This window comes from Salinicoccus siamensis, from assembly GCF_042429615.1.
Classification (GTDB): domain Bacteria; phylum Bacillota; class Bacilli; order Staphylococcales; family Salinicoccaceae; genus Salinicoccus; species Salinicoccus siamensis.
Genome location: NZ_JBHMAH010000004.1, coordinates 305,760 through 320,330, shown reverse-complemented (window position 1 = coordinate 320,330; position 14,571 = coordinate 305,760). Strand labels below are relative to the sequence as shown.

The window sequence follows — 14,571 nt, the reverse complement described above, 5'->3', positions numbered from 1 at the left end:
CGGGGCCATTATTTTATTTGTTTTTGGACTTGATTTTGCCAGTCCATTTGCTGATGCCGTTTTTCAGCATGTAGACATCCTTAAATCCTGCTTTCTTCAACATCTTCCCAGCCCTGTAGGGCAACCGTCCCGTCTGATCATACAGATAGACAGGCATGTCCTTCCTAAGGGAATTCATCTTCATGGAGAAATTCATCATGGGAATATTCCTTGCACCCATAATATGTCCATATTCATATTTTTCTTTATCCCTCAAGTCTATGAGCTGAACTTTCCTCAAATCTTTTTTAAATTCTTCCTCCGTAAGAGGTTTGACGCTCTTCATATTCCTGTAGCCGTTCACTACCAGAAGAAGGATGATGACGATTGACGCCAATAGAATAATCAACCAAGTATCCAATTTGTATCTCTCCTTAAAAATTTCACATAAGCTTATTATAAAGATGTTCGACACAATTTAAAAGAGAAAATGATGAGGAACATCTAGTGGGGAAAATCACTGAAGCGGGGTGGAGGGGGCGGTGTATGAACTTAGGGTGGTCGGTTGATTGGCAGACAATATTTAAAGATGATAAAAAAACTGCCCAATACCGGGCAGTTTCATTATTTTCGATTTCTATATTTACGTTTTGATTTTCTGAGTGCGCGTTTATATTTTCTTTGGCTCGGTGTCAATATAAAGAAATAATATATTCCATAGAGGATGAGGCCGATGATCAGCAGGGTCACCAGCGAATTGAGTATCATTCCCATGAAATAATCCAGGTTGGTTACAAGGCCGATTGCAGCTATGGCAAGTACCAGGTACATCAAAAATCGTTTCATTCATTCCACACTCCTTAATAATCTGTTGAATGAGGCGATGGCCACTTCAACTTGCTTATGATCGGGTTGTTTTGTAGTCAGCAGCTGCAGCAATAATCCAGGTATGCCGAACCATTTAAGGACCGGCACGTGCCTCACCTTATTCGTGAACTGGAGGAACTCGAAGGACAATCCGATGACTACCGGTATCAATGCCAATCTGTTGAGGATTCTGACATAGAAGGGATCGACCGGCACGAACATATAGACGATGAATCCTATGAGTACGGTGAAGAGTATGAAGGAACTGCCGCATCTATAGTGCAGCCTTGAATGATGCTGGACGTTCTCCACCGTCAATGGTTCATTATCCTCGAAAGTATTGATGACTTTATGTTCGGCGCCGTGGTACTGAAACAGGCGTTTGATCATGGGGGTCATTGAAATGGCGTAAATATAGAGGAGCAGCAGAATAAGCTTGAAGAAAGATTCCAGGGCGACTTGCCCAGCATGGGAAGTGACGACCCCTGAGAATACCTCAGCTATGAAGACTGGTATGAGGGTGAAAAGGGTTTTCCCGAGCAAAAAGGAAAGTATGCCTATCAGAACGGTGGACAAGACGATTTTGGACTTGTTTGCTTCATGCTTCTCCGCTTCAATGTTCATGTCATCTGATGGATGCCTTTCATATCTTTCAGAGGCGAAGTCCATATGTTTCATCCCATATATGCTTGATTCAATGATGGCCACATTCCCCCGTAAGATAGGGATTTTCTTTAGTTTCTGAACCCAGTCCTTTTGCGGACGGTCCATTTCGAAATAATCTATGGAATCGTCATTGCGGCGGATGGCGGTCACCATCTTCCTGGGCGACTGGAACATCACCCCTTCGATGACGGCTTGACCGCCATATTTCGTATTGGTCATCAGTTCACGCTTCCCTCATCAATAGTATTCATTTACTTGCTTAAGCTGATCGAGGCCTTCCTTGAACAGATCGGAATCATCATTCTCTATACCTCTGTTCAAGATATCGATTGCTGCAAGGATTTCGTCGTTGGCCAGCAGAATGGATTCATGCCGGCGTTTCAGGTAATCATCCAACTCAACATCAGTGGTTTCATCATTATAGTCTTCTATCGTACGTGATATCTGTTTTTCGACTTCTTTGAAATTGGACTGGAGATTTTGGGGCGATTCTTCGTTTTCCCTTATCATTTTGTCCAGCTCATCAAAAGAAGATTCCATTTCCGAAGCATAGGATTCGATATCCTGCACATACTTGCTTATGTCGGGATTACCCCTTATTTCTTTCATTTTGGAAATTTCCTGCTCCAGATTCTCAAGGCGCTGTGAATTCTTCTGCAGCGAGACTTCCTCAGTCTGCAGAAGACGCTTCAACTCCTCGTTACGCTCATTCGCCTCTTTTAAATCCTGTTCTACCGGGTTCCCGCTACAGGCACTCAGGAACATCACCGACAGTATGATCGACGTCATTCGTTTCATAATCTGACTCTCCTAATTTTCATTGTATAATGATATCATGTTACATCAAAAGATGATATTGTTTTGCAAATTACAAAAAAGTCGGGATATAAGCGACATTGGATGATTCTATTACTGAAATAAAGGTTATTTTGATGTAGAATGTAATCTGAAAGGTGGAGTATAAACATATGATTAAATTTGATAAAGTGAACACCCTTTTAGAAGAGAACAGCTTGGATGCACTGCTCATCATGAGCGACTACAACAGAAGATACTTGAGTAACTTCACAGGGTCAAGCGGTGCTTTAGTCATCACGAAGGAGAATCGATACCTGATTTCTGATTTCAGGTACGATGCGCAGGCCAGGGCACAAGCTGAAGGTTTTGAATTCATCCTTCAGGATAAAGGTCTCCTTGATTTCACAGTGGAATTCATCAAAGGGAAAAACCTTCGCACCCTTGGTTTTGAGGGCCATCATATCAATTACAATACTTCTGAAAAGCTGCCTGAAAACTTTGAGATTGTACCTTTGACGAATGAGATTGAAAAAATCCGCATGTTCAAGACACAAGAAGAGGTTTCCATAATCAAAAAAGCGTGCGAAATAGCCGATGAAACCTACGATCACATATTGAAGTACATTAAGCCAGGGATGAGTGAACTCAACGTGCGCAACGAAGTTGAGAATCATATGCGTAAACTTGGAGCTGAAGGTTCGAGTTTTGATATCATTGTAGCCAGCGGCTACAGGGGTGCACTCCCGCATGGTGTGGCTTCTGATAAAATCATAGAGGCCGGCGAGATGATTACACTTGATTTTGGCGCATATTATAATGGGTATGCATCTGATATAACCCGCTCGTTTGGCGTCGGGCACGTATCAGAAGAAATGGAGAAAGTACACAACATCGTCCTCGAGTCCCAACTGGCTGCACTTGATGCAATCAAAACAGGGATGACCGGCCGTGAAGCGGATGCGGTTGCACGTGATATCATCACGAAACACGGCTATGGAGATAACTTCGGTCATTCGCTTGGACATGGGTTCGGTTTGGAAGTGCATGAAATGCCGAGCTTGGCGAAGTCCAGCGAAACCGTTCTCGAGAAAGACATGTGTGTTACAGTAGAACCGGGCATCTATATTGAAGACGTAGGCGGCGTAAGGATTGAAGACGACTGCCTCGTTACAGATCAAGGTCTTGAGAAACTTTCACACAGCAGTAAAGAGCTGTTCATCATCTAAATCAATGAGAATACAGGAGGATTATTATGATTTCAGTCAACGATTTTAAAACAGGGCTTACAGTAGAAATAGAAGGGGGCTTGTGGCGTGTGGTCGATTTCCAACATGTCAAGCCAGGTAAAGGCGCCGCTTTCGTCAGAAGCAAACTCAGGAACTTGAGGACAGGGGCCATCCAGGAAAAAACGTTCCGTGCAGGTGAGAAGGTGGGCAAAGCCCATATCGATAATTTGAAGATGCAGTATCTGTATGCAGATGGAAACAACCACGTCTTCATGGATAACAATACATTCGAGCAGGTCGAGTTGGATGCTTCGGCACTTACTGATGAGCTCCAGTACCTGAAAGAGAACATGAATGTTTCCCTGATCATGTACGAAGGGGAGACACTCGGTGTCGAACTGCCTAAAAACGTAGAACTCAAAGTTGTTGAAACGGAACCGGGAATCAAAGGCGATACAGCAAGCGGCGCGTCTAAATCCGCGACTCTTGAAACAGGACTTCAGCTCCAGGTGCCACTCTTTGTAAATGAAGGGGACACACTTGTCATCAGTACTGATGACGGTCATTATGTTTCAAGAGCCTAGAAAGTGAAAGCAGGGTAGCCTCTGCTTTCATTTTTTACTTGAATTGGTATGACCACTTGCGTAAAATACAAGACAGAAATTTTGAAAGTTAAGGAGCCTGAACATGAAACATGAATATATTGACTCACTGATAGGTAAAATGGAAAAAGCTTCACTCACCGAATTGACATACAAGGATGAGGAAGTTGAAATCAAACTTAAGCGCGGAGGAGAACCAGAACAGTCTGCAAGACCGGCTACTGCGCCTTCAACACCGGCTGCAGCAGAAGCACAGCCGCAGCAGCCATCACCTGAAGAAGAGGGCAAGGTGATCAAGGCTCCAATGGTCGGAACATTCTATAAAGCAGCTTCTCCAGAGGCGGACCCATATGTGAAAGTAGGGGATAAGGTCGATAATTCCTCAGTAGTGTGCATTCTTGAAGCAATGAAGCTGTTCAATGAAATACAGGCGGAAATTTCCGGTGAAATCACAGAGATACTTGTCGAAGATGGAGACATGGTTGAATACGATCAACCATTGTTCAGAGTACGATGATCAAAAAGATACTGGTTGCAAACCGCGGAGAGATTGCTGTAAGGATCATCAGAGCGTGCACTGAGTTGGGGATAGAATCCGTCAGCATCTATTCTGAAGCAGATAAGGACAGCCTACACCGGAAAATCGCCACTGAATCCTACTGCGTCGGTCCAAAGCTTTCAAAAGACAGTTACCTCGACATGATCAGCATCATCACGATAGCCAAAAAAAGCGGCTGTGACGCCATTCATCCAGGCTATGGATTTTTGGCTGAAAACAGCGATTTTGCAGAAATGTGTGAAGTATCCAACCTTATTTTCATCGGCCCTATGCATGAAACGATCTCATTGATGGGTGTTAAGGATGTCGCTAAAGATACGATGAAAAAAGCGGGCGTACCCACCGTACCCGGCAGTGAAGGCGTTGTGGCTTCTGTAGAAGATGCAAAGGAAATCGCTGAAGAAATCGGTTATCCGGTCATCATTAAAGCAAGTCATGGCGGCGGGGGAAAAGGTATCCGGGTTGCGAGGGATGAAGCCTCCCTTGTCCAAAATTATAAGATGACGGAACAGGAAGCAGAAAGTTCCTTCGGCAACAAAAGCCTCTATATCGAAAAGTACATAGAGAATTTCAGGCATATAGAAATTCAGGTGCTCGGAGATTATCATGGCAATGTCGTACATCTTGGTGAGCGCGACTGCACCATCCAAAGGCGGATGCAGAAATTGGTGGAGGAGGCGCCGAGCCCGGTGCTTTCCGAAGCAAGGCGGGAAGAGATAGGGCAGACGGCTGTGACAGCTGCAAAAAGCATCGATTACATCGGAGCCGGCACCATCGAGTTCATCTATGACTTGAATGACGACAGCTTTTATTTCATGGAGATGAATACGCGCATCCAAGTGGAACATCCGATTACGGAAATGATCACTGGTGTAGACCTTGTCAAAATGCAGATTAAAATCGCAAGAAGAGAACCCATACCGTTCAAACAGGAGGAAATTGAATTTAAGGGGCATGCGATCGAGTTGCGCGTCAATGCGGAGAATCCTTACAAAAATTTCATGCCTTCTGCCGGCAAGATCACCGACTTCATGGTGCCAGGCGGCTACGGCGTCAGATTGGATAGTGCCTGCTACGCTGGATACGTCATTCCTCCCTACTATGACTCCATGATCGCGAAGCTGATCACTTTTGCGCCATCAAGGGAAGAAGCCATCAACACTGCACTGCGTGCACTTGGCGAATTCAAGATTGGCGGAGTCGATACGACAATTCCTTTCCATATGAATCTGTTGAACCATGAATCATTCAAGAACAATGACTATAATACAAACTTCCTGTCAAACCATGATATAATGAATTGACGAGGTGATTAATATGATTATTGAAGAAAATAAAGCAAATCTTGGACGCATCGAGATTTCACCCGAAGTACTTGAAGTGATTGCAAGTATTGCCGTAACGGAAACAGAAGGTGTGCATGCATTGCATAACAACTTTGCCAGCGGCAACTTCGAGAAGATCGGCAAAAAATATCGTGGGCGCGGGGTCAAAGTAGACAGCAAGGATAAGGAAGTGCGACTTTCAATCTACGTCACGCTTGACCAGAGCCACAACGTGCATGGAACTGCCGAAAATATACAAAAGAACGTCACCCAGACTATTATGAACATGACGGATAATATTGTAAAAGAAGTCAATGTCCATATCGTAAATATCAAATAGATGATTAGATGGTGTTATTAATGAACCGACATGAACAACGAAAGAAAATATTTCAAATACTGTTCCAACTGGATCATGGACTTGTGAACCTAAAGGATGCATCATTCCATGATCTGTACCAGGAATACCCATACATCAAGTCAATCGTAGATTATCATTCAGAACATGAGTCCAGGATAGATGGTGAAATTAAAAATCATCTGACCAGCTACACTTTGGAACGCATCCCGAAAGTTGAAAGGAATATTTTGAGGACAGCCATTTCTGAGATACTTCATGGGGATTCCCCCAAAAAAGTAGTGATCAATGAAGCGATCATCCTTGCGAAACAATACGGGGAGAAGGATGGCTACCGCTTTGTCAACGGTGTCCTCAAAAACTTTATTTTTGAAACGGATGAAAACACGGATGGAGCACAGTAAATACCTTACCGTAGGTGCATTGACAAAGTACCTGAAATATAAGTTCGACCAAGATCCGTATTTAACGCGTGTCTATTTAAAAGGTGAGCTCTCGAATGTCAAACACCATTCGAGTGGCCATCTATTTTTTGCATTAAAGGACAAAGATGCCGTTCTGCGCGGAGTGATGTTTTCGCGTAATGCCCACGCATTGAAGTTTCAGCCGGAGGAAGGGCAGAGCGTACTCATCGAAGGCAGGGTCAGCATTTTTGAAAGTAGTGGCCAATACCAGATCTATGCAGACAGCATAGAAATGGATGGCATCGGCCTGCTTTTTGAAAAGCTTGAAAAAGATAAAACCGATTTGCGCAATCAAGGGTATTTTGATGACAAGCATAAAAAAAAGATTCCGGAGTACCCCAAGAAAATTGCCATAATCAGTTCCCAAACCGGTGCAGCACTGCAGGATATGGTCACTACGCTTAAACGACGCTATCCTCTTGTTACAGTGACGATCTACAATACATTGATGCAAGGCAGTAAAAGTAGGACGACGGTCGTTCGAAGTCTTGAAGAAGCGGATGGATCGGGTGCGGATACTATAATTCTGGCAAGAGGGGGCGGATCCATAGAAGATTTATGGACTTTCAATGAGAAGGACGTCGCACTTGCTGTATTCAACATGAAGACCCCCATCATCACAGGCATCGGGCACGAAACAGATACAACCCTTGTCGACTTCGTTTCTGATTTGAGGGCGCCTACACCAACAGCAGCTGCAGAAATATCTGTCCCTGACCGTGTCGATATTTTCGAAAAACTCAGTCAGACGGAAAAGTTCCTGGCACGCAGCATCCATCAAAAAATCACATCCGATAAAAACCGACTGTCGACGTTTTCTTCCTACTATAAACTCAAAAACCCGGACCTCCTGTATGATCAGCAGACGGAAAAACTGGTCGCACTAAAAGATAGCCTTGATTCGAGAGTTACATCAAAGATTCGTGAAAGCGGCTACCGTCTATCGAATGCAAAAGAAGGCGTAAGATATAATACACCAATCTTTAAAATCAGAAGAGGCGCCGAAATACTGGATGCCTACACTGCAAATCTTGATAGGACACTCAAGGCGAAGATTGAATCATCACGGCAAACATTGGGTGCATCACTAGACCGCCTCAATTCGCTGAGTCCGACGAATGTATTGAAACGTGGATATTCCTACACCACCAACGAAGGTCAGGTCGTCAAAACAGTGGACGCGATAGGTGATGGGGACATCATAGAAACGACATTAAGGGATGGCACAGTCCTATCCAAAGTAACAGAGGTGAGAAATGATGCCGGAAAAGAAAGATGAAACATTCGAAGAAAAGATGAACCAGCTAGAAACAATCGTAAAAAAATTGGATGAAGAAGAAGTGTCACTTGAAGAATCGCTTGAACTCTACCAAAAAGGAGTGGAGCTTACTACAGAGTGCGACAAGATACTCAAAAATGCAGAGTTGAAGGTTGAAACACTTAACAAGAAAGGGGCAGAAGATGAAGAATGATATGAATGATTACCTCATAAAAGCTGAGTCTAGAATCCTTGCCCACCTTCAGACGAATCGTGTCTCCAAAACAATCGAAGAAGCCAGCAGCTATTCCATCAAGGCTGGCGGCAAAAGATTTCGCCCTTATCTGCTTTTTGCCGCACTCGAGTCATTGGGTGCTGACCTGGAGAAAGGTGTAGGAGCCGCAGCAGCGGTGGAAATGGTTCATACTTATTCCCTTATACATGATGACCTCCCGGCCATGGATGACGACGACTACCGGCGTGGTGAACCCACCAACCATAAAGTATATGGAGAAGCTGCTGCGATACTCGCAGGAGATACCCTACTGACCGAAAGCTTTCACCTCATAACTCTGGATACCCGATTGAACCCAGACCAGAAAGTGGAGATCATCGCTCAATTGTCGGAGAAAGCAGGACAGAATGGTATGATAGGTGGACAGATGCTCGATATAGAAGCAGAAGGCAAGAATATCACCTTTAACGAGCTTGAAGATATCCATCATTACAAAACGGGACAGTTGATCGTACTTCCCATAAAAATTGCATGCATAATTGCTGAGGCCAGTGATTCTGTTATGGATCCGCTTCTTGAATTCGGCGATAAACTGGGCATCCTCTTCCAAATACGAGATGACATTTTGGATGTGGAGGGCAACCTTGAAACCACCGGCAAAGAAACAGGTAGTGACGCACGGAAAAATAAGATGACCTATGTGAGAACGTATGGCCTGGAAGGCGCTAAGAAAGAACTGGACAAATTAACTGGAGAAGCGGAAACAATACTCAACTCACTTGCCGACGAAATAGATATTTCCCATCTCTATAGGGTATTGCAACGCTTTGCAGTAAGAGATAAATGATAATTCATCATTATGAATTATCATTTTTATTTTGACCTCTACATAAAAGTGGTATAATTGGCATTAGTAAATTTAAAGGTGGTTGCTATATGAATCTATATAGTATAAAAGAACCCTCATTCCTGAAAGAGATGGATGAAGAGGAACTTAAAATACTGGCACAAGACATCAGAGATTTTCTTATCGAGTCATGTTCTAGGACAGGCGGCCACATCGGAGCGAATTTGGGGGTCGTGGAATTGACCCTTGCACTTCATAAGCACTTCAATTCTCCGGAGGACCGCCTGATCTTCGATGTGGGCCATCAAGCCTATATCCATAAGATATTGACTGGACGCATAAACGATTTTGATTCCTTGAGGCAATATAAAGGCTTATGCGGATTTCCAAAATTACGTGAATCTGAACATGATGTCTGGGAAGCGGGGCACTCCTCAACGAGTCTCTCTGCTGCAATGGGCATCGCCAAAGCGCGCGATATAAAAGGTGAGAAAAACTACGTCGTTCCCATCATTGGAGACGGTGCATTGACGGGCGGCATGGCTTTGGAGGCGTTGAACCACATTGGTTCCGACCGTACCGATATGACCATAATATTAAACGATAATGAAATGAGCATTGCACCAAATGTAGGAGCAGTCCATAATATGCTTGGCAGAATGCGCACCAACACCCAATATAACCGGGTCAAGCATGACATTGAAGATTTCTTGAACCGCCTTCCACAAGTAGGCGTCAAGTTAAGGGATATGGCTGATAGGATCAAAGACAGCATGAAATATCTTATAGTGAATGGCATCTTCTTTGAAGAACTCGGCATCAAATATCTCGGCCCTGTCGATGGCCACGACTTCGAAGAGTTGTCGAATGCAATCCAGATATCCAAAGATTACAACGGACCCGTCGTAATCCACGTCATCACCAAAAAGGGCAAAGGATATCACCCAGCAGAAGATGACAAGATGGGCAAATGGCACGGATTGGGGCCTTACAAGATAGACACAGGAGAAGTCCTCGGGAGTAAATCGACTCCATCATGGAGTGAATTCATGTCGAACACAGTTCTTGAACATGCCAAAAGCGATGACAGGATTGTTGCTTTAACTCCTGCAATGCCTGTTGGCAGCAAGCTGACGAAATTCCAAAATGAACTGCCGGAGCGTTTCTTTGACGTCGGCATTGCAGAGCAGCATGCTGTTACAATGTCAGCTGGCCTTGCTGCAAGTGGCATGCGACCATATCTGGCCATATATTCAACATTCCTTCAACGCGGCTTCGATCAATTGCTGCACGATGTGGATAGGCAAAACCTGAACGTCTTCATAGGCATTGACCGAAGCGGCCTCGTAGGTGCTGACGGCGAGACCCATCAGGGCGTCTTCGACATCAGCTTCATTACCCCGTTGCCGAATATGACCTTGATGATGCCAAAAGATGAGATTGAAGCATCACAGATGATCGATTTGGCATTCAGTCATGAAGGACCTATTGCGCTGAGGTATCCAAGGGGCAATGTAAAAGGCCTGAAGCAGGAAGGGACATCCGAAATCCTCGAGTACGGAAAATGGGAATTGATGGCTGAAGGTGACGATATGACCATCATCTCCTTTGGACCTACGCTTGACCTTGCACTAGAAGCTTCAGATACGTTGAAAGATGCCGGAATAAAAGCCGGTGTAGTCAATGCCCGATTCCTTAAGCCAATGGATCATCAGATGCTAAACGCACTGGGCGGCAATGGTAAACCTATCCTTACAGTCGAAGAATCAATGTTGACTGGTGGACTGGGCAGCTTGATCGCAAGCTATCTTGCGGATAATGATTACAATAACGCTCTCCATAGAATCGGTATCGATAATGAATATATCGAACATGGGGATGTAGGGAAGCTTCTTGAAGACATCGGCATTACAGCCGAAAATATAGTCCTTCAGTCGAAGTTGCTGATGGAGCGGGCAAATGGCAAGCAAATCAAGAATTGATCAGCATGTGCACCAGCACTTCAATTTAGGCACCCTTGAAGAAGTCAGACGGATCATAATGGCTGGGAAGGTTTTAAACAACAATGCCCCCATATATAAACCTTCAGAAATGATTGACCCAAGTAAAGCTGATATCCGCTTCAGGAACATAAAACCCTATGTTTCCCGGGGAGGAATAAAGCTCAATCATGCAGTACAATACTTTGACATTAGCTTAAATGATAAAATAATGATAGATGTGGGCAGTTCAACAGGTGGGTTTACTGATTGCGCCCTACAAAAAGGCATAAAACATGTATATGCAGTCGATGTAGGCACCAATCAGCTTGATTATAGATTGCGCGTCGATGACCGGACTACCGTGATGGAACAGACTAATTTCAAAGATACATCCACAGGCGACTTTCCAAGTTTGCCTGATGTCATCTCAATAGATGTCTCCTTCACTTCTGTAGTACCGATAATCAGGCATATCACAAATCTGTTCGCCCATGACTACGAAATCATCGCCCTCATCAAACCGCAGTTTGAATCCTATCTGGAAGAGAGGGAAGCCGATGGCATCATCACTTCCAAGGTAACCCATGAAAATGTGGTCAACCGTGTAATGGCAGAGTGTCTTTCCCTCTCCCTTTCAATAAGAGGATTGGAACGTTCACCGATTACAGGAACAAAAGGCAATATTGAGTATCTGCTTCATCTTAAGCACAGCCAGGGCAGTATTGAAAATTTAGTAGAAGAAAAGGACATCCAGCGCACCATCTGGGGCTGATGTCCTTTTTTTATATTATAATCATTCATTTTATGATATTATGTGTATAAATATACATGAATGGTATAAGGAGGCTTACTGATGTCCAATAAGTCCATCAGACAAATCAAGATACGGGAGATTATCACCAACAATAAAGTGGAGACCCAGGAAGAGCTTGTCGAAAAACTGAACGTTTATGATTTTAATGTCACCCAGGCCACTGTCTCAAGGGACATAAAGGAATTACAGCTGATCAAAGTACCGGCCCCAGACGGTGCCTATGTCTACAGTATGCCTAAAGACCGTAAATTCCACCCACTCGAAAAGCTAGGCAGATATCTAATGGATAGTTTCGTTAAACTCGATTATACCGGCAATATGCTTGTACTGAAGACATTGCCGGGCAATGCCCAGTCAATCGGTGCGATAATTGATCAGCTAGACTGGGAAGAAGTCGTCGGGACAATCTGCGGGGATGACACATGCCTGCTTATATGCAGAGATCAAACTGCACAGGAAGAAATCAGGAATAGAATCTTCAATCTGATCTAAACTGGAGTGTTTATTTTGCTTATAAGACTTAAAATTAAAAACTTGGCAGTACTGGAAGATATTGAACTGGACTTCGACAGTGGCCTCACCATCATTTCTGGCGAGTCCGGGTCCGGAAAGTCAATGATCATAGAAGCCATCAGATATCTCTACGGTAAGCGTGCATCCATGGAGGATATCCGTTATGAAACGAAAGGAGCGGTTATAGAGGGTGTCTTTGATCTCCCTTCAACCGGGGCAGTACAGCATCTCCTCAAAGAAAATGACATTCCTGAAGATGAGCTCTACATCATCCGCAGAGAAATCATGCAGAACAGAAAAAGTATCATAAAAATAAATTCACGCATGGTCACTTTAGGCGCACTGAAAGAAATAATGTCTGAAGTCATCAGCATCCATTCGCAATCTTCCCAATCTGAAGCTTTGGAGTACGGCCAGCACATCCTTTATCTGGATCGATACATCGACTTGGAAAACAGACCTTCCTTTAAAAAATACAGACAGAATCATCAAAAATACAAAGCTTTGGAAGCGAAAATAAAAGAACTGGAGTATAAGGATAAGAACCGGGTACAACAGTTGCAGATGTACCGGCACCAATTCGATGAATTGGAAGAAATGGGACTTGAAGAGGGCGAGGAGGATAAGCTGATAGAGGACATAGGCTATCTTGACAACTATGAAAAGATAAACAGCAGCCTATCACTGATCAGCAATCAATTAAGCGCAGAATATGCACCGCAGACCATGCTTTATGACATCACCAATCATATCGAGACATTATCCAATTTTGATGAGAGCTATAAAGAATTCAATGATATATTAGTCGAGTCATATCACCTGTTGAATGAACTGGACAGCAAAGTCTCAAGCGACCTATCAGCCTTGGACTATGATGAAGAAACCCTCAATTTCAAGCAATCCAGGCTATCAAGCATCAATTCCCTAAAACGCAAGTACAATATGACAGTCGATGAACTGATGGACTACCAGATTAAGTTGGAGCGCGATATTGCAGAGCTTGATAACATTGCCCAATCCTTTGAAATACTACAGGAAGATAGGGAGAAGGCATTGAAGGAAATGGAGCATCATGCTAAAGATCTCCACGATTACAGAGTCGAGCAGAAGCATTTTTTGGAAACACGCATAAAAAAAGAACTGCATGACCTTGATATGCCAGCGGCCGACTTTGAAATCGGCATATCGGAAGCGAATTTTGATGAAAGAGGCTATACCGCAGTAGAGTTCTTGATTTCAACAAATGCCGGCGAACCTTTAAAATCAATGAACCGCATCGCTTCAGGTGGAGAGATAGCCAGGGTGATGCTCGCGCTTAGGACCATCTTTACTGAATTCGATGCACAGACCCTTCTTATACTTGATGAAATCGATACAGGAGTAAGCGGACAAGTGGCAACCCGCATGGCCCAGAAGATGGCGCGGCTCTCCAAGACGAGGCAGGTCATCTCCATATCACATCTACCACAGGCAGCTGCAATGGCAGACCACCATCTCTATATAACTAAAGAAACCTCTGATCATCGTACCTCCAGCCATGCTAAATATCTCAATCAGGATGAGCATGCATATGAAATCGCGAGGATGCTCAGTGGTTCAGATATATCAGCCGCCGCTCTAGAAAACGCCAAAACCTTAATAAAAGCAAAAAATGAAGAGACGCATTAAAGCGTCTCTTCATTTTTTTCGTTTCCTTTCCTCCCATGCGGGAGGCTTGTCCACCATTTTCATATACTTTTCCTTGGCGCGGTTCTGCCGCTGTTCACGGTGCAGGATATAGCCTCCAATGAACCATATGCCAAATATCGCAATTACCAACCCAACGATGAACTGGACTACTGTAAGGGTAAATGGGTCATTGACGATGCCGAATACACTATCCCTCATATATTTGATGCCAAGTCCTGCCATGATCACTGGCATGACAAGGATAAGGAGTGCAATGATTTTTTTCATTAAACCACCTGTCTAAAATTTATTAAGCCCATTATAACTCAAGTCACCCATATATAAAAATGATCAATATTTTTAAATCTTTTGAATATTTCAAGTTTAAGTAATGCCGTGTAATTTGATTT

At 43.8% G+C, this 14,571-nt stretch carries 18 protein-coding genes; 13 read left to right on the top strand and 5 right to left on the bottom strand.

The window, feature by feature from the left end; genetic code table 11:
* Positions 1 to 13 precede the first annotated feature (13 nt).
* The 4 genes from ACFFLE_RS02325 to ACFFLE_RS02310 all read right to left on the bottom strand — a co-directional run bounded on the left by ACFFLE_RS02325 (position 14) and on the right by ACFFLE_RS02310 (position 2,310).
* Positions 14 to 400, bottom strand: a complete 387-nt coding sequence (locus ACFFLE_RS02325; RefSeq protein WP_344702842.1) for a rhodanese-like domain-containing protein — start codon at positions 398 to 400, stop codon at positions 14 to 16.
* 203 nt (positions 401 to 603) lie between these two features.
* A complete protein-coding gene (locus ACFFLE_RS02320) occupies positions 604 to 825 on the bottom strand; it encodes an SA1362 family protein (RefSeq protein ID WP_380569557.1) in 222 nt (73 codons plus the stop codon).
* Entirely contained in the window at positions 826 to 1,731 is a 906-nt protein-coding gene (locus ACFFLE_RS02315) for a DUF1385 domain-containing protein (RefSeq protein WP_380569556.1), read from the bottom strand.
* An 18-nt stretch (positions 1,732 to 1,749) separates the two neighbouring features.
* On the bottom strand, positions 1,750 to 2,310 hold the full coding sequence (locus ACFFLE_RS02310) for a putative periplasmic lipoprotein (protein WP_380569555.1): 561 nt from the start codon (positions 2,308 to 2,310) through the stop codon (positions 1,750 to 1,752).
* Positions 2,311 to 2,480: 170 nt separating this feature from the next.
* Here ACFFLE_RS02310 and ACFFLE_RS02305 point away from each other — a divergent pair, with 170 nt between their 5' ends.
* From ACFFLE_RS02305 to recN, 13 genes are all read left to right on the top strand, one after another.
* Entirely contained in the window at positions 2,481 to 3,536 is a 1,056-nt protein-coding gene (locus ACFFLE_RS02305) for a M24 family metallopeptidase (protein ID WP_380569554.1), read from the top strand.
* Between the two features lie 26 nt (positions 3,537 to 3,562).
* Entirely contained in the window at positions 3,563 to 4,120 is a 558-nt protein-coding gene (efp, locus tag ACFFLE_RS02300) for an elongation factor P (RefSeq protein ID WP_380569553.1), read from the top strand.
* Positions 4,121 to 4,223: 103 nt separating this feature from the next.
* The gene (gene accB / locus ACFFLE_RS02295; RefSeq protein WP_380569552.1) at positions 4,224 to 4,655 is read left to right on the top strand and encodes an acetyl-CoA carboxylase biotin carboxyl carrier protein; all 432 of its coding nucleotides are present in this window, start codon (positions 4,224 to 4,226) and stop codon (positions 4,653 to 4,655) included.
* On the top strand, positions 4,655 to 6,001 hold the full coding sequence (gene accC, locus ACFFLE_RS02290) for an acetyl-CoA carboxylase biotin carboxylase subunit (RefSeq protein ID WP_380569628.1): 1,347 nt from the start codon (positions 4,655 to 4,657) through the stop codon (positions 5,999 to 6,001). Before accB ends, accC begins: the two co-directional genes overlap by 1 nt.
* A 13-nt stretch (positions 6,002 to 6,014) precedes the next feature.
* On the top strand, positions 6,015 to 6,362 hold the full coding sequence (locus ACFFLE_RS02285; RefSeq protein WP_380569551.1) for an Asp23/Gls24 family envelope stress response protein: 348 nt from the start codon (positions 6,015 to 6,017) through the stop codon (positions 6,360 to 6,362).
* Between the two features lie 20 nt (positions 6,363 to 6,382).
* On the top strand, positions 6,383 to 6,784 hold the full coding sequence (gene nusB, locus ACFFLE_RS02280) for a transcription antitermination factor NusB (RefSeq protein ID WP_380569550.1): 402 nt from the start codon (positions 6,383 to 6,385) through the stop codon (positions 6,782 to 6,784).
* Complete coding sequence (xseA, locus tag ACFFLE_RS02275; RefSeq protein ID WP_380569549.1) at positions 6,771 to 8,123, top strand: exodeoxyribonuclease VII large subunit; 1,353 nt, start codon at positions 6,771 to 6,773, stop codon at positions 8,121 to 8,123. The genes nusB and xseA overlap by 14 nt, the downstream gene beginning before the upstream one ends.
* The gene (xseB, locus tag ACFFLE_RS02270; RefSeq protein WP_380569627.1) at positions 8,104 to 8,316 is read left to right on the top strand and encodes an exodeoxyribonuclease VII small subunit; all 213 of its coding nucleotides are present in this window, start codon (positions 8,104 to 8,106) and stop codon (positions 8,314 to 8,316) included. Before xseA ends, xseB begins: the two co-directional genes overlap by 20 nt.
* Positions 8,306 to 9,184 carry a polyprenyl synthetase family protein gene (locus ACFFLE_RS02265; RefSeq protein ID WP_380569548.1) on the top strand — a complete coding sequence of 293 codons (879 nt, stop codon included), beginning with the start codon at positions 8,306 to 8,308 and terminating at the stop codon, positions 9,182 to 9,184. Before xseB ends, ACFFLE_RS02265 begins: the two co-directional genes overlap by 11 nt.
* A gap of 89 nt (positions 9,185 to 9,273) precedes the next feature.
* Positions 9,274 to 11,166 (top strand): 1-deoxy-D-xylulose-5-phosphate synthase, encoded by a 1,893-nt coding sequence (gene dxs / locus ACFFLE_RS02260; RefSeq protein ID WP_380569547.1) that lies wholly within the window; start codon positions 9,274 to 9,276, stop codon positions 11,164 to 11,166.
* Positions 11,144 to 11,938, top strand: coding sequence for a TlyA family RNA methyltransferase (locus tag ACFFLE_RS02255; RefSeq protein ID WP_380569546.1), 795 nt, complete (start codon positions 11,144 to 11,146; stop codon positions 11,936 to 11,938). The genes dxs and ACFFLE_RS02255 overlap by 23 nt, the downstream gene beginning before the upstream one ends.
* An 81-nt stretch (positions 11,939 to 12,019) precedes the next feature.
* On the top strand, positions 12,020 to 12,472 hold the full coding sequence (gene ahrC / locus ACFFLE_RS02250; RefSeq protein ID WP_380569545.1) for a transcriptional regulator AhrC/ArgR: 453 nt from the start codon (positions 12,020 to 12,022) through the stop codon (positions 12,470 to 12,472).
* Positions 12,473 to 12,478: 6 nt separating this feature from the next.
* The gene (gene recN / locus ACFFLE_RS02245; protein ID WP_380569544.1) at positions 12,479 to 14,161 is read left to right on the top strand and encodes a DNA repair protein RecN; all 1,683 of its coding nucleotides are present in this window, start codon (positions 12,479 to 12,481) and stop codon (positions 14,159 to 14,161) included.
* Positions 14,162 to 14,170: 9 nt separating this feature from the next.
* On the opposite strand, the gene ACFFLE_RS02240 is transcribed toward recN, so the two are convergent.
* A complete protein-coding gene (locus ACFFLE_RS02240; RefSeq protein WP_380569543.1) occupies positions 14,171 to 14,449 on the bottom strand; it encodes a DUF2627 domain-containing protein in 279 nt (92 codons plus the stop codon).
* Between the last annotated feature and the right edge of the window lie 122 nt (positions 14,450 to 14,571).

What these genes read in the sequence shown, in the direction of transcription:
- ACFFLE_RS02265 (WP_380569548.1), top strand. Translation starts at nt 8,306, where the DNA reads ATGAAGAATGATATGAATGATTACCTCATAAAAGCTGAGTCTAGAATC.
- dxs (WP_380569547.1), top strand. Translation starts at nt 9,274, where the DNA reads ATGAATCTATATAGTATAAAAGAACCCTCATTCCTGAAAGAGATGGAT.
- ACFFLE_RS02315 (WP_380569556.1), bottom strand. Translation starts at nt 1,731, where the DNA reads ATGACCAATACGAAATATGGCGGTCAAGCCGTCATCGAAGGGGTGATG.
- ACFFLE_RS02240 (WP_380569543.1), bottom strand. Translation starts at nt 14,449, where the DNA reads ATGAAAAAAATCATTGCACTCCTTATCCTTGTCATGCCAGTGATCATG.
- ACFFLE_RS02285 (WP_380569551.1), top strand. Translation starts at nt 6,015, where the DNA reads ATGATTATTGAAGAAAATAAAGCAAATCTTGGACGCATCGAGATTTCA.
- xseA (WP_380569549.1), top strand. Translation starts at nt 6,771, where the DNA reads ATGGAGCACAGTAAATACCTTACCGTAGGTGCATTGACAAAGTACCTG.
- xseB (WP_380569627.1), top strand. Translation starts at nt 8,104, where the DNA reads ATGCCGGAAAAGAAAGATGAAACATTCGAAGAAAAGATGAACCAGCTA.
- nusB (WP_380569550.1), top strand. Translation starts at nt 6,383, where the DNA reads ATGAACCGACATGAACAACGAAAGAAAATATTTCAAATACTGTTCCAA.
- ACFFLE_RS02305 (WP_380569554.1), top strand. Translation starts at nt 2,481, where the DNA reads ATGATTAAATTTGATAAAGTGAACACCCTTTTAGAAGAGAACAGCTTG.
- efp (WP_380569553.1), top strand. Translation starts at nt 3,563, where the DNA reads ATGATTTCAGTCAACGATTTTAAAACAGGGCTTACAGTAGAAATAGAA.
- ACFFLE_RS02310 (WP_380569555.1), bottom strand. Translation starts at nt 2,310, where the DNA reads ATGAAACGAATGACGTCGATCATACTGTCGGTGATGTTCCTGAGTGCC.
- ahrC (WP_380569545.1), top strand. Translation starts at nt 12,020, where the DNA reads ATGTCCAATAAGTCCATCAGACAAATCAAGATACGGGAGATTATCACC.
- ACFFLE_RS02320 (WP_380569557.1), bottom strand. Translation starts at nt 825, where the DNA reads ATGAAACGATTTTTGATGTACCTGGTACTTGCCATAGCTGCAATCGGC.
- ACFFLE_RS02255 (WP_380569546.1), top strand. Translation starts at nt 11,144, where the DNA reads ATGGCAAGCAAATCAAGAATTGATCAGCATGTGCACCAGCACTTCAAT.
- accB (WP_380569552.1), top strand. Translation starts at nt 4,224, where the DNA reads ATGAAACATGAATATATTGACTCACTGATAGGTAAAATGGAAAAAGCT.